Annotated in this window: 22 protein-coding genes; 9 read left to right on the forward strand and 13 right to left on the reverse strand. The window is 67.7% G+C overall.

Going from position 1 to position 20,012, the window contains the following annotated elements; genetic code table 11:
• Positions 1-8 precede the first annotated feature (8 nt).
• Positions 9-1,139 carry a phosphotransferase family protein gene (locus ACFWO8_RS05835; RefSeq protein WP_378944168.1) on the reverse strand — a complete coding sequence of 377 codons (1,131 nt, stop codon included), beginning with the start codon at positions 1,137-1,139 and terminating at the stop codon, positions 9-11.
• Positions 1,140-1,461: 322 nt separating this feature from the next.
• Here ACFWO8_RS05835 and ACFWO8_RS05840 point away from each other — a divergent pair, with 322 nt between their 5' ends.
• Positions 1,462-2,685: a DoxX family protein gene (locus tag ACFWO8_RS05840; protein WP_378944171.1), complete on the forward strand. Its 1,224-nt coding sequence runs from the start codon at positions 1,462-1,464 to the stop codon at positions 2,683-2,685.
• Positions 2,686-2,701: 16 nt separating this feature from the next.
• Here the strand turns inward: ACFWO8_RS05840 and ACFWO8_RS05845 are convergent, their stop codons facing one another.
• Both ACFWO8_RS05845 and ACFWO8_RS05850 read right to left on the reverse strand, forming a co-directional pair.
• Positions 2,702-2,833, reverse strand: coding sequence for a hypothetical protein (locus ACFWO8_RS05845; RefSeq protein ID WP_378944174.1), 132 nt, complete (start codon positions 2,831-2,833; stop codon positions 2,702-2,704).
• Between the two features lie 67 nt (positions 2,834-2,900).
• Positions 2,901-3,368 (reverse strand): nucleoside deaminase, encoded by a 468-nt coding sequence (locus ACFWO8_RS05850; protein WP_378944181.1) that lies wholly within the window; start codon positions 3,366-3,368, stop codon positions 2,901-2,903.
• A gap of 145 nt (positions 3,369-3,513) precedes the next feature.
• Here ACFWO8_RS05850 and cobA point away from each other — a divergent pair, with 145 nt between their 5' ends.
• Together cobA and ACFWO8_RS05860 are read left to right on the forward strand one after the other, a co-directional pair.
• The gene (gene cobA, locus ACFWO8_RS05855) at positions 3,514-4,755 is read left to right on the forward strand and encodes a uroporphyrinogen-III C-methyltransferase (RefSeq protein WP_378944184.1); all 1,242 of its coding nucleotides are present in this window, start codon (positions 3,514-3,516) and stop codon (positions 4,753-4,755) included.
• A 78-nt stretch (positions 4,756-4,833) separates the two neighbouring features.
• Complete coding sequence (locus ACFWO8_RS05860; protein WP_378946128.1) at positions 4,834-6,294, forward strand: MFS transporter; 1,461 nt, start codon at positions 4,834-4,836, stop codon at positions 6,292-6,294.
• 19 nt (positions 6,295-6,313) lie between these two features.
• Here the strand turns inward: ACFWO8_RS05860 and ACFWO8_RS05865 are convergent, their stop codons facing one another.
• The 3 genes from ACFWO8_RS05865 to ACFWO8_RS05875 all read right to left on the reverse strand — a co-directional run bounded on the left by ACFWO8_RS05865 (position 6,314) and on the right by ACFWO8_RS05875 (position 9,685).
• Positions 6,314-6,727 carry a PPOX class F420-dependent oxidoreductase gene (locus ACFWO8_RS05865; RefSeq protein ID WP_378944187.1) on the reverse strand — a complete coding sequence of 138 codons (414 nt, stop codon included), beginning with the start codon at positions 6,725-6,727 and terminating at the stop codon, positions 6,314-6,316.
• A gap of 112 nt (positions 6,728-6,839) precedes the next feature.
• A complete protein-coding gene (locus tag ACFWO8_RS05870) occupies positions 6,840-8,177 on the reverse strand; it encodes an aspartate aminotransferase family protein (RefSeq protein WP_378944190.1) in 1,338 nt (445 codons plus the stop codon).
• 17 nt (positions 8,178-8,194) lie between these two features.
• A complete protein-coding gene (locus ACFWO8_RS05875) occupies positions 8,195-9,685 on the reverse strand; it encodes a CoA-acylating methylmalonate-semialdehyde dehydrogenase (RefSeq protein ID WP_378944195.1) in 1,491 nt (496 codons plus the stop codon).
• Positions 9,686-9,795: 110 nt separating this feature from the next.
• Between ACFWO8_RS05875 and ACFWO8_RS05880 the strand changes: the two genes are divergently transcribed.
• Positions 9,796-11,415: a PucR family transcriptional regulator gene (locus ACFWO8_RS05880; RefSeq protein ID WP_378944198.1), complete on the forward strand. Its 1,620-nt coding sequence runs from the start codon at positions 9,796-9,798 to the stop codon at positions 11,413-11,415.
• Between the two features lie 69 nt (positions 11,416-11,484).
• Here ACFWO8_RS05880 and ACFWO8_RS05885 read toward each other — a convergent pair whose 3' ends face one another.
• Together ACFWO8_RS05885 and ACFWO8_RS05890 are read right to left on the reverse strand one after the other, a co-directional pair.
• Complete coding sequence (locus ACFWO8_RS05885; RefSeq protein WP_378944201.1) at positions 11,485-12,327, reverse strand: SGNH/GDSL hydrolase family protein; 843 nt, start codon at positions 12,325-12,327, stop codon at positions 11,485-11,487.
• A 22-nt stretch (positions 12,328-12,349) separates the two neighbouring features.
• Complete coding sequence (locus tag ACFWO8_RS05890; RefSeq protein ID WP_378944204.1) at positions 12,350-12,991, reverse strand: LysE family translocator; 642 nt, start codon at positions 12,989-12,991, stop codon at positions 12,350-12,352.
• Between the two features lie 87 nt (positions 12,992-13,078).
• Between ACFWO8_RS05890 and ACFWO8_RS05895 the strand changes: the two genes are divergently transcribed.
• Together ACFWO8_RS05895 and ACFWO8_RS05900 are read left to right on the forward strand one after the other, a co-directional pair.
• Entirely contained in the window at positions 13,079-13,756 is a 678-nt protein-coding gene (locus tag ACFWO8_RS05895) for an NADPH-dependent F420 reductase (protein WP_378944207.1), read from the forward strand.
• Between the two features lie 71 nt (positions 13,757-13,827).
• Entirely contained in the window at positions 13,828-14,460 is a 633-nt protein-coding gene (locus ACFWO8_RS05900) for a metal-dependent phosphohydrolase (RefSeq protein ID WP_378944210.1), read from the forward strand.
• A gap of 134 nt (positions 14,461-14,594) precedes the next feature.
• Here the strand turns inward: ACFWO8_RS05900 and ACFWO8_RS05905 are convergent, their stop codons facing one another.
• On the reverse strand, positions 14,595-15,284 hold the full coding sequence (locus tag ACFWO8_RS05905) for a type 1 glutamine amidotransferase domain-containing protein (protein WP_378944215.1): 690 nt from the start codon (positions 15,282-15,284) through the stop codon (positions 14,595-14,597).
• A gap of 50 nt (positions 15,285-15,334) precedes the next feature.
• Here ACFWO8_RS05905 and ACFWO8_RS05910 point away from each other — a divergent pair, with 50 nt between their 5' ends.
• The 3 genes from ACFWO8_RS05910 (at position 15,335) to ACFWO8_RS05920 (ending at position 17,030) form a co-directional block, all read left to right on the forward strand.
• Positions 15,335-16,279, forward strand: a complete 945-nt coding sequence (locus tag ACFWO8_RS05910; protein WP_378944219.1) for a LysR family transcriptional regulator — start codon at positions 15,335-15,337, stop codon at positions 16,277-16,279.
• Between the two features lie 77 nt (positions 16,280-16,356).
• A complete protein-coding gene (locus ACFWO8_RS05915) occupies positions 16,357-16,638 on the forward strand; it encodes an ArsR/SmtB family transcription factor (RefSeq protein WP_378944223.1) in 282 nt (93 codons plus the stop codon).
• Complete coding sequence (locus tag ACFWO8_RS05920; RefSeq protein WP_378946131.1) at positions 16,638-17,030, forward strand: VOC family protein; 393 nt, start codon at positions 16,638-16,640, stop codon at positions 17,028-17,030. Before ACFWO8_RS05915 ends, ACFWO8_RS05920 begins: the two co-directional genes overlap by 1 nt.
• On the opposite strand, the gene yaaA is transcribed toward ACFWO8_RS05920, so the two are convergent.
• The 4 genes from yaaA to ehuC all read right to left on the reverse strand — a co-directional run bounded on the left by yaaA (position 17,020) and on the right by ehuC (position 20,005).
• Positions 17,020-17,766: a peroxide stress protein YaaA gene (gene yaaA, locus ACFWO8_RS05925; RefSeq protein ID WP_378944226.1), complete on the reverse strand. Its 747-nt coding sequence runs from the start codon at positions 17,764-17,766 to the stop codon at positions 17,020-17,022. The two genes, ACFWO8_RS05920 and yaaA, sit on opposite strands and share 11 nt — an antisense overlap.
• Before the next feature lie 115 nt (positions 17,767-17,881).
• A complete protein-coding gene (ehuA, locus tag ACFWO8_RS05930) occupies positions 17,882-18,637 on the reverse strand; it encodes an ectoine/hydroxyectoine ABC transporter ATP-binding protein EhuA (RefSeq protein WP_378946135.1) in 756 nt (251 codons plus the stop codon).
• Positions 18,638-18,644: 7 nt separating this feature from the next.
• Complete coding sequence (ehuD, locus tag ACFWO8_RS05935; protein ID WP_378944231.1) at positions 18,645-19,292, reverse strand: ectoine/hydroxyectoine ABC transporter permease subunit EhuD; 648 nt, start codon at positions 19,290-19,292, stop codon at positions 18,645-18,647.
• Entirely contained in the window at positions 19,289-20,005 is a 717-nt protein-coding gene (gene ehuC, locus ACFWO8_RS05940) for an ectoine/hydroxyectoine ABC transporter permease subunit EhuC (RefSeq protein ID WP_378944235.1), read from the reverse strand. Before ehuC ends, ehuD begins: the two co-directional genes overlap by 4 nt.
• Positions 20,006-20,012 lie beyond the last annotated feature (7 nt).

A 20,012-nucleotide genomic window follows, 5' to 3' on the forward strand; every position in this document is an offset into this window, starting at 1 on the left:
GCTCATAGTCAGTCCCACTCGTAGGTGCCGTCGAGCAGCGCCTCGAGGCTGAGGCGATGCATCACGTAGTCGTCGAGATCCTCGGGCACGGTGTCCTCACCGAAGTGGATCATCCGGCGCTTGATCCGTCCCATCACGATCGCGTGCCGCAGCGCGGCGTAGATGATGTAGAAGTCCAGATTCTGGACCGAATGTCCGGTCAGCTCTTCGTATTTCGCGACCATCGCGTCGCGGCGCAAGAAGTCGGGCAGGCCGGGCTGATCGAAGCGGGTGGCGATATCCTGGAAGAAGCGGTGGATGAAGATCACCCAGCCCAGGTCCAGCTCGCGCGGGCCGAAGGTGGCCATCTCCCAGTCCAGGATCGCGGCGGGGGTGAAGCCGTCGAACAGGATATTGCCGGGGCGGGCGTCGCCCCAGTTGAGCACCTCGAGGCCGGGCTCGGCGGGCCAGTTCGCTTCCAGCCACTCGAAAGTCCGCTCGATCAGCGGGATCTCGACGCCGTCGTCGGTGAGCGCCCACTTGTACCAAGCGCGCTGGGCCTCGAAATGCCTACGCAGCGCGCAACCTTCGCCGTCGAGCGACGGGAACCGCGTAGCGATGTCGTCGATCGCGTGTACCTGCGCGATCACTTCGACGGTGGAGTCGGCGATCTGCTCGCGCTCCGCCACTGTCGCGTCGAAAACCCAGCCGAAGAACACATACGGCGGATTGTCGGCCGGTACGCGGCCCTCGACCTTCTCCATCACGAAGAATGGCGTGCCGAAGACGGATTCGTCGAGCTCGAGCCAGCGCATCGGCGGCACCGCGACCGCCGAGGCGGCGGCCACACCCGTCATCACCTGATGCTGCAACGGCAGGTCGTAGGACTGGAAGACCGGGAACGAACCGTCCTCGGGAGCCATCCGCGCGACGAACGAACCGCTCTCGACGACACCGCCCACCGACCATTCCGCATCGAAGAGGATGGTGGTGCTCGACATGCCGCCGGTGGTCGGCTTGCTCAGGTCGGTGACCTTCGCGGGTGTGTCGGCGCCGACTTTGCCCGACAACCACTGCGACAACTGCTCGGCGAGTTCGTCGAGATCACGCTCGGTGACGGTGAGCGAGTGTTGCGCGGTGTGGTCCGGATCGTCGGACATAGGTGCGGTCCCCCTTTTCGCCGATATATAACGCGTTGCAGTACTGGCGTACCGGAAGACCGTCCGGAATGTAAGCCCGGCGTCGGTGAGTGAGATTCAGGGTTGACAGGGAAAAGATCGGGGTTTCCCGGACGCGCTCGGCAGCGACACCGATTAGCTTCGGTAACAATCGATCTCGACGGGGAGGCATGGGTGTCCACAGTGACCAGAGCGCACGCACGGCGATATCGCGAGTGCACCGCTACCCGCTCCGACCTGGCGTCCGATCACCCGGCTCGCCTTCCGCTTCAGTGTCGCCTACCTCGGACTGTTCTGTCTGTGGATGGCCCAGATCACCTTCGTCTTCCTCGGCGTCTTCGCGCTGTGGTTGCCCGAGAAGGTCATGCTCTGGCAGATGATCGCGCTCGAGCCGGTGAGCGGCTGGATCGGCGAGCACGTGTTCGGGGTGCGGGCCGAGCTGGCCATGAACGGCAGCGGTGACCAGGCGGCGATCTGGATTCAGTGCGGAGTGCTCCTGGTGGTCGCGGTGCTGATCACGGTCGTGTGGTCGGCGCTGGACCGGCGCAGGCGCGCGTATCCACGGCTGCTGAGCTGGTTTCTCACCGCGATGAGGTTGTTCGCGGGCGGGCAGATGCTGTTCTACGGTTTCGCGAAGCTGATCCCGACGCAGATGCCGGAACCTTCGCTGATAGCCCTGCTCACTCGCGTCGGTAATCTGACACCGATGGCGATGTTGTGGACGCAAGTCGGATCCTCACCCGCCTACGAGATCGCGCTGGGCGTGGCCGAAGTACTCGCCGGGCTGCTGCTGTTCTGGCCGCGCACGGCGACGCTGGGCGCCATGCTGAGCGTGATCAGCATGGCGCAGGTGTTCCTGTTCAATCTCACCTTCGACGTCCCGGTGAAGATGCTCGCCGGGCACCTGCTGCTGATCGGGCTGGTGCTGCTCGCCCCGCAGGCCTGCAGGATCGCGAATGTCCTTGTGCTGGAACGAGATTCGGGACCGGCTGTGCAACCACCGCTGTTCTCGTCCCGGCGGGCGAACCGGTCGGCCGCTGTGGTGCAAGTCGCGGTCGGGTTGTGGATCACCGTGGGGATGATCTTTGTCGGGATGGAGAGCTGGCGCGAATACGGCGGCGGCGCAACGAAACCCGAGCTCTACGGCATCTGGGAAGTCGGCGAGTTCAGCGTCGAAGGTGCCCCGGTCCCGCCGCTCACCACCGATCCGGTGCGCTGGCAACGCCTCGTCATCGACGTGGGTTCGGCGGGCTACCAGCGGATGGACGACACCATCGTGGCGGTGCTGGCGACGACCGACCTGGCGGCGAACACGATGACGCTCGCCGCCGCACCCGCCGGCGCGGATGAAACCCCCGCGCCCTACGCGACATTCACAATCGATCGAGCCCCCGACGACACGCTGACCCTGCGCGGCGAACTCGACGGCCGCCCCGCCGCGGTCACGCTCACCCGCACCGACCTGGAGAGCTTCCCGCTGCGCGGCACGGGGTTCCGCTGGGTGCAGAACCAGCCGTACTTCGGCTGATCTCGTGCCCGGTGGGTCAGCCGATGGTGATGGCATCCAACCGGATACGCAGGAAATCGGCCGATACCACCGGCGGGCCCTGCTCCACCATCCCGATCGGCGGGGCGACCGGCGTCACCACCGACCACCCTTCGGCCTCGGTGTACACCTGCAACCCGCCCGCGCCGCGTCGCCGCCCGCGCGCCGGCGGGCCAGATCGACCGAGGCGATGCTGTTCATGCTGGTGTCTCCTTCGGCGGTGCGACACCGATGTCCTCGAACCACAGATCGGGGCGTTCGGCGATGAAGTCGGTCATCAGGGACACACAGCGCGGATCGTCGAGGACGATCACCCGCACCCCCTGTTCGGCCAGCCAGTCGTGGCCGCCGTGGAAGGTCCGCGCCTCGCCGATGATCACGGTGCCGATCCCGAACTGGCGGACCAACCCGCTGCAGTACCAGCACGGGGACAGCGTGGTGACCATGATCGTCGGCCCGTAGTCGCGGCGGCGGCCCGCGGCGCGGAAGGCATCGGTTTCGGCGTGCGCGCTCGGGTCGTCGTTCTGAACACGGCGGTTGTGGCCACGCCCGAGCAGGGTGCCGTCGGCGTCGAACAGGGCGGCGCCGATGGGGACACCACCCTCGGCCAGCCCGAGCAGGGCTTCGTCGTAGGCCACGTCCAGGAGTGCGTGCGGCTGCGTCATGGCCTCCACTGTCCTGCCTGCGGGTACTGGGCGCACACCGCGCCGCGACATGATGGGCAGAAGCGGGGCTCCACCGTCGATCCGCGATGCGTCTGTCGGCGGGTGCGTTCGGGCCGTGGCGAGCCAGGAACTAGGCTGAGAAACTGTGCCGAACACCGCTGACACCGCATCGACCCCGCCCGCAGGCGACCCGAACTACCTGGTCGGGCTCGATCTTCGTGGACGTAGAGTAGTCGTGGTCGGCGGCGGCACCGTTGCCCAGCGCCGACTCGGGCTGCTCGTGGCCGCCGGTGCGGATGTGCACGTGATCAGCCGCGCGGTCACCCCGGCTGTCGAGGGCATGGCAACGGCGGGGCAACTCGGTGTCGAACTGCGCGCCTACGCCGACGGCGATCTCGACGGCGCCTGGTACGCGATGGCCTGCACCGACGAACCCGAGACCAATGCCGCCGTGGTCGCCGAAGCCACCGCCAAGCGCATCTTCTGCGTCCGCGCCGATATCGCCCGTGACGGCACCGCGGTCACCCCCGCGACCGCCCGCTACGACGGACTCTCGCTCGGCGTGCTCGCCGGTGGCGCGCACCGTCGCTCGGCCGCGGTGCGCAACGGTCTGCTCGAAGCGCTGCAATCCGGTGTGGTGACCGATGATTCGGAACCGGTGCCCCCCGGCGTCGCGCTCGTCGGCGGTGGTCCCGGCGATCCCGACCTGATCACCGTGCGTGGTCGCAGGCTGCTCGCGCGTGCCGACCTGGTCGTCGCCGACCGGCTCGCCCCGCCGGAACTGCTCGCCGAACTGGGCCCGCACGTCGAGGTGATCGACGCCGCGAAGATCCCGTACGGCCGGTCGATGGCGCAGGAGGCGATCAACCTCGCGCTTGTGGAGGGTTTCAAGGCGGGCAAGTTCGTGGTCCGGCTCAAGGGCGGCGACCCGTATGTGTTCGGCCGTGGGTACGAGGAACTCGAGGCGTGCACCGCGGCCGGTATTCCGGTGACGGTGGTGCCCGGCGTGACCAGCCCGATCTCGGTCCCCGGCGCGGCCGGTATTCCGGTGACCCATCGCGGGGTGACCCACGAGTTCGTGGTCGTGAGCGGACACGTCGCCCCCGAGCACCCCGATTCGCTCGTCGACTGGCCGGCGCTGGCCAAGCTGCGCGGCACCATCGTGCTGATGATGGCGGTCGAGCGGATCGACAAGTTCGCCGCCGCCCTGCTCGAAGGGGGTCGCCCGGCCGATACCCCGGCCGCGGTCATCCAGGAGGGCACGCTGCGCACCCAGCGGGTGGTGCGCGCCGACCTCGCCACGGTCGCCGACCGGGTCAAGGAAGAGGGCATCCGTCCGCCCGCGATCATCGTCATCGGCCCCACGGCGGGCTTCGGGCTCGACTAGCTTCGCGGGCCGCGCGCCCGCGCGTTGCCATCGCGCCAATTACACTGCCTCGTTGTGCTCGATAAACCCGCTGCGACGATGCAGTATCCGGTGACGGGGCGGGCCTTCGGTCTCGCCATCCTCGTACTGAGCGGCCTGCAGTTCATGGTCGTGCTCGACGGCACGGTCGTGATCTTCGCGCTGCCGCGGCTGCAGGAGGAGATGGGGCTGTCCAGTTCGGGCAGTGCCTGGACAGTGACCGCCTACGGCCTCACCTTCGCCGGACTGATGCTGCTCGGTGGCAGGCTCGGCGACGCGTTCGGGCGTAAACGGATGCTGATCATCGGCGTCGGGGTGTTCACCGCCGCGTCGCTGGCCTGCGGTCTGGCCAATAGCGAGGCGATGCTGCTGATCTCGCGCGCCTTCCAGGGCGCCGGTGCGGCCATCGCGGCGCCGACGGCCTTCGCGCTGGTCGCGACCACTTTCGCGCCGGGACCCGCACGCAATCAAGCCATCGCGATCGTCGGTTCGATGGCCGGTATCGGGTCGGTCGGCGGTCTCGTTGTCGGTGGTGCGCTCACGGAGTTCTCGTGGCGGTGGATCTTCCTGATCAACGTGCCGATCGGCGCGCTCATCGTGGCGGGCGCGGTCTACAAGCTGGCCGACACCGAGCACCATCGCACCCCACTGGACATCAAGGGCGCGATCCTGGGGACCCTGGCGTGCGCGACGATCGTGTTCGGCGCGACCGAGGGCCCGGCCATGGGCTGGACCAGCCCGATCATCCTCGCCTCACTGATCGGCGGATTCGCGCTGCTGGTGATCTTCGTGTTCACCGAACGCCGCGAGGCCGATCCGCTGCTGCCGTGGTCGCTGTTCGACAGCCGCGACCGGGTCGCCACCTTCGCGCTGATCTTCCTGGCCGGTGCGGTCCTCGGCGCGATGACGTTCTTCGTCGCCCAGCTGCTGCAGAACGTGCTCGGCTACAGCCCGTTGCAGGCCGGTATCGCCTCGATCCCGTTCACTGTCGGCATCGGTGTCGGTGGTGCGGTCGCGTCGAAGTTGGCGCTCGTGTTCGCGCCGCGCTGGTTGCTCGCCTCGGCCTCGGTCGTGCTGGCCATCGGGCTGCTGTTCGGCTCCACGCTGGACCGGCATGTGCAGTACCTGCCGACCCTGCTGGCCTTGCTGGTGGTGATCGGCTTCGGCGTCGGTGTCGCGATGGTGCTGGCACCGCTGTGCGTGCTCGTCGGCGTGCCGCAGTCGAATATCGGCCCGCTCTCGGCGGTCGGTCAGATGTTCATGAACCTGGCGACGCCGATCGCGATCGGCCTGCTGAGCCCGATCGCTGCCTCGCGCACGCTCTCGCTGGGCGGTAGCGACGGCCGCGCCGCGGACATGTCGCCTACCGAAATCGACGCACTGAACAGCGGATACACCCTGGTCTTGTTCGTGTGCGCGATCCTGGCGGTCCTGGCCGCCCTCGTCGCGCTGACCCTGCGGTTCACCCCGCAACAGCTGGTGCAGGCACAGCACGCGCAAGAAGAGGCTCAGCGGAGCTGACCGGCGCCGGGCGCGCTGCTCACAAGCGCCCGGTGATCTTGGTCGGAGTGACGCGGATGACGACTCGTTCGGCGTCGTGCACCGATGCCGGGTTGAACTCGCGATACGGCTTGCCGGTGTATTTGAGCGACATCTCGTCCGGCAACGCCCGTTCTGGATCCGGTGTGGTGGTAGCGGTTCCGCGGACCTCGGCATAGAGGAACGGCCGTTCCGGCGGGTTCACCATCACGGTGATCCGCGGGTCGCGCACCAGGTTCTTGGCCTGTTGCCGTGAGACGGTGGTGGAGAACAGTAGATCATCGCCCTCGCGTTTGATCCAGACGACGGTCAGATGCGGATGCCCGTTGGGCCCGACCGTGGCGACGGTCGCGTAGACCTTCTCCTCGTCGAGGTAGGACTTCAGCTCATCGGAAAGCACAGCGGTATCGGTCACGCCCTTGGACAACGCCTGCCCCCGCCCGGGAATTCCGGCGCCGATCCGATCCGGTAGCCGGGCAGCATTTCTCGTTCACGCGGCGGGCGCGTTCCGCCCGCCGCGTGTCGTGTCAGACGGTGTGCGCGTCGGCGACGGTGAGTGCCTGGTCGAGGATGGCGAGCCCTTCCTTGGCCTCGGCTTCGGTGATCACGCACGGCGGGACAACGTGCAGGCGGTTGAAATTGACGAACGTCAGTAGGCCGCCGACCCGGCAGGCGGCGACCAGTTCGGTCATCGCGGGACTGGTGCCGCCGTAAGGGGCGAGAGGTTCGCGGGTGGTGCGGTCGCGGACCAGTTCCAGTGCCCAGAAGACGCCGAGCCCGCGAACCTCACCGATGCTCCGATGCCGTTGCGCCAGTTCGCGAAGGCCGGGTCCGATGACCTTCGCGCCGATGTCGGCGGCGTTCTCGACGATGCGCTCCTCGGTCATCGCGTTGATCGTCGCGACGGCCGCGGCGGCGGCGAGGGGATGGCCCGAGTAGGTGAGCCCGCCGGGATAGGGTCGGTTGGCGAAGGTCGCCGCGATGGCCGCGCTGATCGCCACGCCCCCGAGCGGGACGTAACCGGAGTTCACCCCCTTGGCGAAGGTGATCAGATCGGGCACGACATCGAAATTGTCGATGGCGAACCACTTTCCGGTCCGCCCGAAGCCCGCCATCACCTCATCGGCGATGAACACGATGCCGTGCTTGTCGCACAGTTCGCGCACCCCACGCAGGTACTCCGTGGTCGGCACCATGATGCCCGCGGTGCCGGGCACCGACTCCAGGACGATCGCGGCGATGGTGGCCGGACCTTCCATTTCGATGGTGCGCTCGAGATGGGTCAGCGCCCGTTCGGTCTCCTGCGCCTCGTCGGTGGCATGGAATTCCGAGCGGTACAGGAACGGCCCGAAGAAATGCACGGTTCCGGTGTTGCCGTGGTCGTTGGGCCAGCGGCGCGGGTCGCCGGTGAGGTTCACCGCGGTCTCGGTGCCGCCGTGGTAGGAGCGGTACCGCGAGAGCACCTTGTAGCGCCCGGTGTGCAGACGCGCCATCCGAACCGCGTGCTCGACCGCGTCGGCGCCGCCGTTGGTGAAGAAGATCGTGTCGAGGTCGCCGGGCGTGCGTTCGCTGATCAGCCGGGCCGCTTCGGAGCGCGCGTCGTTGGCGAAACTCGGTGCGACGGTACACAGTGTGGCCGCCTGCTCCTGGATCGCGGCGACGACCTTCGGATGCTGGTGGCCGATATTGGTGTTCACCATCATCGAGGAGAAGTCGAGCAGGCGATTGCCCTCGCCGTCCCACACGTAGCAACCTTCGGCGGCGGTGAGCACCATCGGCGTGAGAGCCGCTTGCGCGGACCAGGAATGGAAGACGTGGCGGCGGTCGAGTTCGTAGGCGCGAGCGGCCTCATCGGAAAGCGTCATGGTGAGTCTCCCTCGAATTATTTGTTCTGCGGGAAGCCGAGTTCCAGCCCACCGTGGCTGGGGTCGAGCCAGCGGGCGGTGACCGCCTTGGTGCGGGTGAAGAAGTGCACGCCGTCGGTGCCGTGCGCGTGCGAGTCGCCGAACAGGGAGTTCTTCCAGCCGCCGAAACTGAAGTAGGCCATCGGCACCGGGATCGGGACGTTGATGCCGACCATGCCCACCTCCACCTCGTGCTGGAACCGGCGTCCCGCGCCGCCGTCGTTGGTGAAGACGGCGGTGCCGTTGCCGTAGCGGTTCGCGTTGATCAGCGCCACCGCCTCCTCGTAGGTGCCGACCCGCACGACCGACAGCACGGGGCCGAAGATCTCGTCGGTGTAGACGCTCATGGTTGGCGTCACCTCGTCGAGAATCGTCGGGCCCAGCCAGAATCCGTCCGGCGCGCCGTCGACGGTGAGGTTGCGACCGTCGAGAACCACACGGGCACCGGAGTTCTCGCCCGCGTCGATGTACTCGGCCACCCGGTCGCGGTGCGCGCGGGTGATCAGCGGGCCCATCTCGGCGCCGCTGGTGCCGTCGCCGGTGACGATGCCGCCGGCCCGCTCGCTGATCTTGGCGACCAATTCGTCGGCCACCCCGCCGACGGCGACGACCACACTGATCGCCATGCACCGCTCACCCGCCGATCCGAAACCGGCGTTCACGGCGGCGTCGGCGGCCAGGTCCAGATCGGCGTCGGGCAGCACCACCATGTGGTTCTTCGCGCCGCCCAGTGCCTGCACCCGCTTGCCCGCCACGGTGCCGCGCTGGTAGACGTACTTGGCGATCGGGGTCGAGCCGACGAACGACACTGCCTTGATCGCCGGATTGTCCAGGAGTTCGTCGACGGCGACCTTGTCGCCCTGCACGACGTTGAACACACCGTCGGGCAGCCCGGCCTCCTGCCACAGCCGCGCCAGCCACAGCGCCGCCGACGGATCCTTCTCGCTCGGCTTGAGCACCACCGTGTTGCCCGTGCCGATCGCCAGGGGGAAGAACCACATCGGCACCATCGCTGGGAAATTGAACGGTGAGATGATCGCGACCGGGCCGAGCGGCTGGCGGATCGAGTAGATGTCGACCTCGGTCGAGGCGTTCTCGGTGTACCCGCCCTTGAGCAGATGCGGAATGCCACAGGCGAATTCGACGACCTCGAGACCTCGGGTCACCTCGCCGAGCGCGTCGGCGGCCACCTTGCCGTGCTCGGCCGTGATGATCGCGGCCAGTTCCGTTCTGCGTTCGGCGAGCAGTTCGCGGAAGCGGAACAGCACCTGGGTGCGGCGGGTGAGCGAGGTGTCGCGCCAGGACGCGAAGGCCACCGTCGCGGCATCGATCGCGGCGCGGGTATCGGCCACATTCGCCAGCGCCAGCTCCCCGGTGACGACACCGGTGGCGGGATTGGTCACCGGCGCGGTGGTCTCGCTGGTCCCGCTCACCGATTTGCCGTCTATCCAATGGCCGATGGACTGCATGGATGCCTCGTTTCGCCCCAGTGGTGTGATGCTTCCACCCTGGTCTATCCCTCGCCTGGCGAGGGCCGACGATTTGTACACATTTTCGGGATTCGTATTACGATTCGTCAGTGCAGTTGACCGTGGCCGATGTGCTCGCGACGCCGGTGATGCAAGCCGGGCAACCCGAGGTCGTCTGTGCCGCGAACCTGGACCGGCCGGTGCGCTGGGTACATGTCAGCGATCAGGCCTCGGTGGCCGACCTCCTGGTCGGCTCGGAGTTGATCCTGACCACCGGGCAGGCACTCGCCGCTCCCGAGCAGGCGCGGATCGCCTACCTGCGATCCCTGTCCGCCGCCGGTATTGCGGGACTGGTCGTGGAACTCGGCAGCTATGTGAGTGAACTCGGACCTGTCGTCGCGGCCACCGCCGCCGAACTCGGGCTGCCGGTGATCGTGCTGCATCGGGTGACCCGCTTCGTGGAAATCACCGAAGCCGTCCACCGGGCGATCGTCGCCGACCAGTACGCCGAACTCGAGTTCGCGCGCACCGTGCACGAGACCTTCACCGAGCTGAGTGTGCGCCGCGCCGCGCTGGCCGAGATCGTGCAGACCGCCGCGAGCATGCTCGACGCGTCGGTGGTGCTCGAAGACCTCTCGCATCGAGTGCTGGCGGCCACCGCCCGCCACATCAGTTCTGCTGCGCTGCTGGAGGATTGGGAGTCGATGTCGCGGCTGCTGCCCGACGGATCCGGCGTGGTCGGCGTGGGCCCGCACACGCAACGCTGGGGCAGGCTGATCCTGCGCACCGGCCGAGCCCATACCGCGCGGGTCGACATGGTGCTCGAACGCGCCGCGCAAACCATCACCCTGCACCGGATGATCGACAAAGACCGCTTCGGGCTGCACCGGCAAGCCCAAACCGGCCTGATCGCCGACCTGGTGGAAGGACGGGTGACCGACGAGCGTGACGCACAGGCCCGCGCTGCCGCGCTCGGCCTGCACCGGCGGGCCCGCTACGTGCCGCTGGCGCTCGAGATCGATACCGAGTCGACGACGGATCCGGTGGCGGCGCAACGACGGAGCGAGTCGATCGTCGAAGCGGTGACCCATGCACTCGGCCTGGTCGGCGCTTCGGCGCTCAGTGCGGCAGAGCACCGGCGAACGCGCGGTGGTACCGACGGGGAACAGGTCACCGTGATCCTCGCGGTGTCGCGTGGCGGTGATGTCGATGATCGGCTGGCGCCGGTGTGTTCGGCGGTGCTGGCCGAGGTCCGCCGGGTCGAGGGCGTGCGTCGTGCGGTGATCGGCGCCGGCGCCGATTCCGATTCACTCCTCGATACCGCGGGCAGGCTCGCGCACGCGGCGGGTGTCGCCGAGGTGGCCCAGTCGATGACGACGGTGCCCAGCCGAATGTTCTTCCGCAGCGCCGATATTCGCCTGCGCGGCTTGCTCTCGTCGATCCGCGACGAGCCGGGCGTGCAGAGCTTCGCCGAGGCCGAACTCGGCGCGCTCCTGCGCTACGACATCCGGCACACGGCCGATCTCACCGGGACCCTGCGCCGCTTCCTCGACCTGGCAGGCAACAAGACCGACCTCGCCAAGGCGCTCGCGATCAGCCGACCCACCCTCTACGACCGCCTCGACCGCATCGAACGCATCCTCGCCGTCGATCTCGACGATGGTGAATCGCGGACTTCCCTGCACGCCGCGCTGCTCGTGCGCGACCTCACCGCGGGCGACAAACTCTAGGCCGTCCGCGGTCGGTTCTGAAGCGACGCAGGTGAACCCGCGTTGATATCGCGCTGGAAAGCGGCGAGCTCAGCGAGCGAGGACCCCGCTGGATTCGACGGCGGCGACGATCAGATCCGCGACGCCGCGCTGCCCGGCGCGGGTGGGGTGATAGGGGAGCAGGGTCTGATCGGCCAGCATCGGGTCGAACCAGCGGGTCGCCGGGTCGGCACACATCCCGAACTCGCGCGAGGCGGCGACGGTATCGATGTACACGGCGCCGTGGTCGGCGGCCGCCCGGGCGACGACGGTGTTGAGGCGTTCGAACTTGGACTGGATGTAGGCGGCATCGGCGGGGAGCAGGCCCAGCATGGCCGAGCAGCTGGTGTCGGTGAGATAGGTGGGCCAGCCGTCGACGAAGACGGTCGCATGCGGTGCGAGCCGGGTGATGTCGGCCAGCGCGGCGGCGTAGGCGGGCGCGATCGCGTCGATCTTGCTGTCCCACTCCGGATCTGCCTCGGCGGCGCACCCACCGCTGAGTGCTCTCGCATGACAATGGCCGAGGATGAACTCGGTCATGTCGGCATCATTGTCGCCCATGTGCAGCGTGACGATCTCGGTGGCGGGACCGAGCGCGTCGAACTGCGGGGCGATCCCGGCGCCCTGCGAGTTGTACAGATCGGGAATCTTCGCCGAGCTACATGTCCGGTCGTCCAGCACCAGCCCGAGTTTTTCGGCGACCAGTTTCGGTGCGTTGGACGTGGAACGGACGCATCGCAGCGGAGCTGCGAGGTCGAGATCGACCGCACCCGTCGTGGCTGCCCCGGAATCACCGAGCGCGACGTAAGTAGCACCCGCCTCGGCCTGTGCCCCGGCGTGCGTCGACACCGAAAACATCAGCGCTAGAGCACCGGCGAGCAGCAAGCTCTTCATCGAACATCCTGACGGTCGTAGTTCAGTCTTTGCGGCCGGTGAGAGCCAGCGACGTACCGAGCCCGATCATAACCAGGCCGCTGGTACCGCCGACGGCGGCGAGACGGCGTGGCGACCGCGCGAACCACGACCGTGCCGACCCCGCGACGAGCGCCCAGAGCGAGTCGAAGATCAGGCCGAACACCGGGATGCAGAGCCCGAGGATCAGCATCTGTTGTGGGACCGAACGCGTGGTGTCCACGAACTGTGGCAGCAGCGCCGCCAGGAAGACGATGTTCTTCGGGTTGGTGACCCCGACGATCAGCCCGTCCCGGAACGCGAGAATCGGCCGGTGCGGATCCACTCCCTGTTCGGAATGAAAGGCCGCCCGCAGTGCGTCACGATGCCGAATCGCCTGTACGCCGAGGTAGACCAGATAGGCGGCCCCAACGAGTTTGATCGCCGTGAACACCGCCGCCGACGCGGCCACCACCGCGCCCAACCCGAACGCGACCGCGACAACCTGTCCGTACACCCCGACCGAGTTGCCGAGCACGGTCATCAGCGCCGATCGTCGCCCCACGGTGAGCGCACGACCGATAGTGAACAAGACGCTCGGCCCGGGCACGATCACCAGCAGAAACGCCAAACCCGCGAACGAGGCCAGATGAGCCGAAGACACCATCGCCCCACGCTATCCGGCGGCTCGAGCGGTGACAATGGTCCACATGAGCCGGGGAACAATCGTGCGGTGGTGGCGGTTGTTCCGCGCATGACGACACTCGGATTGATCGGTAGCGGACATATCGGTTCCACCGTGGCGCGGCTGGCTGTGGACGCGGGCTATGACGTGGTCCTCAGCAACTCGCGTGGACCGGAGACCTTGGCGGATCTGGTCGCCGAGCTGGGTCCGCGGGCGCGGGCGGCTACCCCGGCCGCGGCGGCGGCCGCCGGTGATCTCGTGGTGGTGACCGTGCCGTTGAAGGCGTATCGGGAGGTGCCGGTCGCACCGCTCGCGGGCAAGGTCGTGGTCGACACCAACAACTACTATCCCGACCGCGACGGTGCGTTCCCGGAACTCGACGCTGACGAGACCACCACCAGCGAACTGCTGCAACAACACCTTCCCGAGTCGAAGGTGGTCAAGGCGTTCAACAACATCGTCTACGCCAACCTCGCCGAACTCGCCCGGCCCGCGGGCGCCGCGGACCGCTCCGCCTTGCCCATCTTCGGCGACGACCCCGACGCCAAGAAGCTGGCAGCCGACCTCATCGACACCATCGGCTATGACGTGGTCGACGGTGGCTCCCTCGCCGAAAGCCGTCGCTCCCAACGGGATACACCGGTCTACATCCACCCGTACGCCGTCGCCGACGGCAACTGGCCGCCCGCCTCGAAGCGCGGTAGTGCCGAGCAGGTGCGTGCGGCCCTCGCCGCTGCCGAGGTCTGAGCCCTTTCGGGGTGCGCGCCAGGTAGGAATCGGGGGTTGTGGGCGTCGGTGCCGACGACGAAACTTGTTGTATGAGTGCGTTGTCGCAGAACCTGATCGACCAGTGGATCGCGTTGGCCGGGGTCGAAGCCGAACAAATCGGTGCCGGGGTGGTGGGGCGGTACAGCGAGCCGCACCGCCGCTACCACACCGGCACGCACCTGGCGGTGATGCTCGCGGCCATCGACGAATTCGCCGGTGCCGCAGCTGATATCGATGCTGTGCGGTACGCGGCGTTCTTCCACGACGCGATCTACGCCGTCGCGCGGGCCGACAATGAGGAGCGTAGCGCGGATCTGGGCCGTGACATCCTCGAATCACTCGGTGCCGCACCGGAATTGGTCGAGGAGGTGGTGCGGCTGGTGGTGCTGACCCGCGGGCACAAGCCGCAGCCGGGCGATGCGAACGGCGCGGTGCTCTGTGATGCCGACCTCGTCGTTCTCGGCGGCACACCCGAGGAATACGCCGCCTACACCACCGCGATCCGTGGCGAATACGCCCACGTCCCCGACGACCTGTTCCGGGCGGGCCGCGCGTCGGTGCTGCGCAACCTGGCCAACCAGCCCCGCCTGTTCCGCACCGACCTCGCCCACGACCGCTACGAGGCGATCGCCCGTGCCAACCTCGCAGCTGAACTCGCCGAACTCACCGCGGTGATCGGCTGACGTGACCAGCTGCCCGGTTCTCCGAGAATCCGGCGTCGTGACCAGGCGGCAGCGGTCGCGGTCGTCGACGGTGGGGACATCGACAAACCGCGGCCGATCGGTACCGCCCTGACGGGTGCGTGGCCGTCGTGTCGTCAGAGAGCGGTGAGCATCTCGGCGGCCAGTGGGCTCGCGGAAGCGGGGTTCTGGCCGGTGTAGAGATTGCGGTCGACCTCGATGTGCGGGGCCCACGGGTCGCCTTCGCGGTAGTTGACACCGAGCGCGACCAGCCGGTCCTGGAGCAGCCACTTCGCCTTGTCGGCGAAGCCTGCCTGGGTCTCCTCGGCATTGCTGAACGCGGTGAGCCGGTAGCCGGCGAAGGGGGAGCTGCCCGACTCCGCGGTGGCGAGCAGCGCGGCGGGGGCGTGGCAGACGATCCCGAGCGGTTTGCCGGAGGCGAGTGCGTTGTTGAGGAGGGCGCCGGAGACATGGTCGACGGCGAGATCTTGCATCGGGCCGTGGCCACCGGGGTAGAAGACGGCGTCGTAGTCGGCGAGGTCGACCTTGTCGAGGGCGAGCGGACTCCGCAATGCGGTGGCGCCGGAGATGATCTCGGCGACCGCTGCCGCGCCGTCGGCGCCACCGTTGACCTCGGGGGCCAGGCTGGCCTGGTCGATGGCCGCGATCACGCCGTTCGGGGTGGCCACGGTGACGGTGTGGCCCGCCCCGGTGAAGGCCGCATAGGGTGCCGTGAATTCCTCGGCCCAGTAGCCGGTGGGATGTTCGGTGCCGTCGGCCAGTGTCCAATGATCGGCGCCGGTGAGAACGAACAGGATGTGTGCCATGGGAACAACGCTAGGGTCGATGGCATCTCCTGACCAATAGGATTGTCTATATGAGACATAGGTCAGCCGATGGCTCGATGGATCTGGTGCAACTGCGGACCTTCCTGGCCGTCTTCCGCACCGGATCGCTCACCGCGGGCGCGGCCCAGGTGGGGCTGTCCCAGCCGACCGTGACCACGCAGATCCAGGCGCTCGAAAGGCACCTGGGCAGGCCGCTGTTCGAACGCCTGCCCCGCGGGGTGTCGCCGACTGCCGCCGGTCACGAGCTCGCGGCACGGGTGAGCGCCCCACTCGAGGCGCTGGAAGCGGTCGTGAGCGGTGCGGCGACCGACCGTGCGGCGCCGCCCGAGCCGCCGGTGCTGCTCGGCGGACCGGCGGAGATGCTCGCCGCCAAGGTCGTGCCCGCGCTCGCACCATTGGTCGCCGACGGCGTACGGCTCACCGTCAGCACCGGGCTCACCGACGACCTGCTCGCCCGATTGCAGTCGGGCGCACTGGATCTGGTGTTCGCCACCACTCGCCCTCGGGGGCGGACCGTGCTGGCCGAACCGCTCGTCGACGAGGAATTCCTCCTCGTCGCCGCCCCCTCGATAGCCGACCGCATCGACACCGAACGTCTGCGCGCCGACGGCCCGATCGCGCTGGCGGGCATCCCGCTCGTCAGCTACGCCGCCGATCTGCCGATCCTGCGCCGCTACTGGCGCCACGTCTTCGAGACCCGCCTGGAAACCGAACCGGCCCTGATTGTCGGCGACCTCCGCGCGGTACTCGCCGCGGTCGCCGCGGGGGCGGGGATCAGCGTGCTTCCGCACTACCTGTGCGGCCGGGAACTGGCCGACGGAACGCTGGTGACGCTGCTCGATCCCGTCGACCCGCCGATCAACACCGGTTTCCTCGCTCGCCGGGTCGGCGCGCCGTCACGACCACACGTCGACCTGGTTCACGCCCGATTGGTGGACGCGGCACGAGGGTGGCGGGCGGGGTGCGGGGAATGACAGGCAAGCGGCTGCTTGCGCTTGACAGGCAAGTGTGAGCTTGCCTATGGTTCGAGGGAGTGAACGGAGCGTGCCGAGTGACCGATATTTTCACCGCACTGGCGGATTCGACACGACGCGCGCTTCTCGACGAACTGGCCGATCGTGATGGGCAAACCCTGTTCGAACTGTGCGCCCGCCTCGTGAGCAAGCACGACATCAGCTCGTCGCGTCAGGCGATCACCCAGCATCTCGGCGTGCTCGAGGAAGCCGGTCTCGTACACACCCGCCGGCTCGGCCGATACAAGTTCCATCACGCCGATTTCACGCCGCTGCGGGCGGTCTCGGCGCGATGGCCCATCCATCAGGAGGACACATGATCCGCATCGGAGTGACCAGCGTCTTCGTCGACGACCAGGCCAAGGCCGAGGCCTTCTACACCGACGTGCTCGGCTTCCAGGTCAAAGACAAGGTCCCCGTCGGCGAATTCGACTGGCTCACCCTCGTCTCACCGGCCGATGTCGACGGCATCCAGCTCCTGCTCGAGCCCGACCAGCACCCGGCGGCCAAGGCCTACAAAACGGCACTGAGTGCCGAGGGCATCCCCGTCATCGTCTTCACCGTCGACGACCTCGACGCCGAATACCGCCGCCTGCTCGACCGCGGCGTCTTCTTCACCCAGGCCCCCGCTCCCATGGGTCCGGTCAGTACCGCGGTCTTCGACGACACCTGCGGCAACCTCATCCAGCTCATGGCCTCCGTTACTCAGTAATGATCAGAAGTTCGGTGGGGGAGGCGATTTCGGCTCGCAGGCCCGCTTTGGTGGCTACCCGGGCGACGGCGCGGATGTCGGTGGGATCGGCGCGGGTGACGACGAGGGCGCGGGCGAGTAGGCCCTTGTGATGCTTGTTGAAGTGGCTGACGACGGTGCGTGAGCCGTCGGGGTGTTCGGTGAGGACATTGGCGGTGATGGCGTCGGGCACCCGGCCGAGTTGCTGGTAGGTGCCCGAGCGAAGGTCGATGACGAGTTCGCCTGCGGCCTCGCGGTAGAGGGCGTCGGGCAGCACATCGCGCCACACCGCCGAAAGTGTCGGCAACCCTGGGAGTTTGGTGCCGCCGGAGAGGCGGTAAGCGGGGATCGGGTCGGCTGCGCGGACTGCGCCGAACAGGGCCGAACCGATCCCCAAACGTGCGTACGCCTTGGTCCGCTGCACCTTGGTGAACGACTTCGCGTCCAGCGCGTCATAGAGGACACCGGTGTAGCGCTCCAGGGCGGGGCGGGTCGCCGACGTGCGCAGGCTCGCGTTGCGGGCGATCTCCGCATCGGCGCCTTTGCCCAAGCCGAGTACCTCGGCGGAGCAGGCCGGGTCGGCCGCCAGTTGCACCACCTCGGTGATCAGTTTGTCGCGAACCGCACTGAGCTGCGGCATCGCGAGATCGGCGAGGTCGAGCGGCGCGCCCGATCCGCCGTCGGACTTGGTTTCGGAGGGAGGCAGCAGCACCAGCACGATCGACAACGGTAATCGCCGCCGAAACCGCCACTGCGCCCCGCCCCGTCGCGGACCGGGCGGCCACCGTCAGCGGTCTCGTACGGCGCCCACCCGCCTCGATCAGGCGTCGAGCTCAGCGCACCGCTTCCAAGAACTTGCGAGTGCGCTCGTTGGTTGGTGCTTCGAAGATCTGCTCTGGCGGACCCTGCTCGATGATGCGACCGGAGTCGAACATCAGCACCCGGTCCGACACCTCGCGGGCGAAGCGCATCTCGTGGGTGACGATCAGCATGGTGATATCGGTGGTCTCGGCGATCGTGCGCAACACGTCGAGGACGTCACCGACCAGTTCCGGGTCCAAGGCCGACGTCACCTCGTCGAGCAGCATGACCTTCGGGTCCATCGCGCAACACCGCGCGATCGCGACCCGCTGCTGCTGCCCGCCCGACAGCTGCGAAGGATGCGCGTTCGCCTTGTCGGACAGACCGACCACGTCGAGCAGATGCCGAGCACGTTCGCGCGCTTCGTCTTTCGACTTGCCGAGCACGTGGATGGGCGCCTCGGTGATGTTCTCCAACACCGTCATGTTCGGGAACAGGTTGAACTGCTGGAACACCATGCCGATCTTGGTTCGCACCGCGCGCAGATGTTTCTCCTTGGCGGGCACCAGCTTTCCGCCGCGCTCGGTATGGGTGAGCGGTTCACCGTCGACCCAGATCACGCCGTCGCTGATCGTCTCCAGGGTCATCAGCAGCCGCAGGATGGTGGTCTTGCCGGACCCGGACGGCCCGATCAGCGTCACCTTCTCACCGCGCCGGACGCTGAAATCGAGTTCGTCGAGCACGGTGAGCGCGCCGAAGCGTTTGACCACCTGATCGAATCGGATCATCTCGTCATCAGTAGTAGGCAAGTCGCTTCTCCAGTCTTCTGATCAGCACAGACGTCGGGTAGCTGGCAACGAGGAAGAACACCCCGGCCATCGTGATCGACTCCAGGTACGCGAAGTTGCGTGCCCCGAATTGCTGTGCGGCGGTCACCAATTCGACGACCGAGATGGCGAACAGGAACGGTGTGTCCTTGAACATCGAGACGGCGTTGGTGCCGAGCGCGGGCAGGCTCGCCCGGATCGCCTGAGGCAGCACCACCGCACCCCAGGTGCGTATCGGCGGCAACGACAGCGCGCGTGCCGCCTCCCACTGCCCCTTCGGCACCGCCTCGATCCCGGCCCGGTACACCTCGGCCAGGTAACTCGAATAGTGGATGCCCAGCACCACGATGCCGATCTGCAACGCCGAGAACTGCGTGAGCAGCGTGTAGGCGAACAGCAGCTGCACGACCAGCGGGGTGAGGCGGATGAACTCGCTCACCGCGTGCACCGGTGCGGCGATCGGGCGCGGCATCGTGCGCCGGATCATCGCGATCGCCAGCCCGAGCACCGCGGCCAGCGCGAAGCCGAGCACCGTCGCCAGCAGCGTGATCTGGAAGCCGTCCCAGAGCACCGGCAGCGCCTCGCGGGCGCGCTCCCAACTCCATTCCGCGGTCATGGCGCCACCTTCGTGTCATCGGGCGCCAGGCTCAGCACATCCTTGAGCGTGGCCCCGCGACCCAGCTTGGTCTTGGCGCGGGTTTCGAGCAGGTTCATGCCGAGGGTGAGCAGGTAGCCCAGGACGAAGTAGATGACCAAGCCGACACCGAAGGAGAACAGGGTGTCGCTGGTGGTCTTGCGCAGGTCACCGATCTCGTAGGTCAGGTCGTGCAGGGTGATGTAGGACGCCACCGCGGTGCCTTTGAGTAGGTGAACCAGCAGATTGGTCAACGAGGGCAGCATCAGCGCCCACGCTTGCGGGAACAGCACCCTGCGCATCCGCTGCCACGGACTGAAATTCAGCGCGACCGCCGCCTCGAACTGCGCACGCGGCACCGCGTTGAGCGCGCCACGCACCACCTCGGCACCGTAGGCGCCGTAGTTCAGGCCCAGCGCCAGGATGCCGCAGAGGAGTGGTTCGAGTTTGTAGCCGAGCAGCGGGAGCACATAGAACAGCCAGAAGATCTGCACCAGAAGTGACGTGCCGCGGAAGAATTCGATCATGACCCGGGCGCTGCCGCGCGCCGCGAGATTGCGGACGCGGGCGGTGGTGCCGAGGGCGAGGGCGAGGACGAACGCGAGGAGCGCGCCGCCGATGGTCAGCTCCAGCGTGACGGCGATGCCCTTCCACAGTGCGGGAAGGGCATCGCGTACCGCGTCGAAATTGCTCATGCGTGGA

Source organism: Nocardia sp. NPDC058480 (assembly GCF_042720495.1).
Lineage (GTDB): Bacteria > Actinomycetota > Actinomycetes > Mycobacteriales > Mycobacteriaceae > Nocardia.

Coding starts and splice junctions, on each gene's coding strand:
- ACFWO8_RS05835 (WP_378944168.1), bottom strand. CDS start 1,139: ATGTCCGACGATCCGGACCACACCGCGCAACACTCGCTCACCGTCACC.
- ACFWO8_RS05840 (WP_378944171.1), top strand. CDS start 1,462: ATGGCCCAGATCACCTTCGTCTTCCTCGGCGTCTTCGCGCTGTGGTTG.
- ACFWO8_RS05850 (WP_378944181.1), bottom strand. CDS start 3,368: ATGACGCAGCCGCACGCACTCCTGGACGTGGCCTACGACGAAGCCCTG.
- ACFWO8_RS05860 (WP_378946128.1), top strand. CDS start 4,834: ATGCAGTATCCGGTGACGGGGCGGGCCTTCGGTCTCGCCATCCTCGTA.
- ACFWO8_RS05870 (WP_378944190.1), bottom strand. CDS start 8,177: ATGACGCTTTCCGATGAGGCCGCTCGCGCCTACGAACTCGACCGCCGC.
- ACFWO8_RS05875 (WP_378944195.1), bottom strand. CDS start 9,685: ATGCAGTCCATCGGCCATTGGATAGACGGCAAATCGGTGAGCGGGACC.
- ACFWO8_RS05885 (WP_378944201.1), bottom strand. CDS start 12,327: ATGAAGAGCTTGCTGCTCGCCGGTGCTCTAGCGCTGATGTTTTCGGTG.
- ACFWO8_RS05890 (WP_378944204.1), bottom strand. CDS start 12,991: ATGGTGTCTTCGGCTCATCTGGCCTCGTTCGCGGGTTTGGCGTTTCTG.
- ACFWO8_RS05895 (WP_378944207.1), top strand. CDS start 13,079: ATGACGACACTCGGATTGATCGGTAGCGGACATATCGGTTCCACCGTG.
- ACFWO8_RS05900 (WP_378944210.1), top strand. CDS start 13,828: ATGAGTGCGTTGTCGCAGAACCTGATCGACCAGTGGATCGCGTTGGCC.
- ACFWO8_RS05905 (WP_378944215.1), bottom strand. CDS start 15,284: ATGGCACACATCCTGTTCGTTCTCACCGGCGCCGATCATTGGACACTG.
- ACFWO8_RS05910 (WP_378944219.1), top strand. CDS start 15,335: ATGAGACATAGGTCAGCCGATGGCTCGATGGATCTGGTGCAACTGCGG.
- ehuA (WP_378946135.1), bottom strand. CDS start 18,637: ATGATCCGATTCGATCAGGTGGTCAAACGCTTCGGCGCGCTCACCGTG.
- ehuD (WP_378944231.1), bottom strand. CDS start 19,292: ATGACCGCGGAATGGAGTTGGGAGCGCGCCCGCGAGGCGCTGCCGGTG.
- ehuC (WP_378944235.1), bottom strand. CDS start 20,005: ATGAGCAATTTCGACGCGGTACGCGATGCCCTTCCCGCACTGTGGAAG.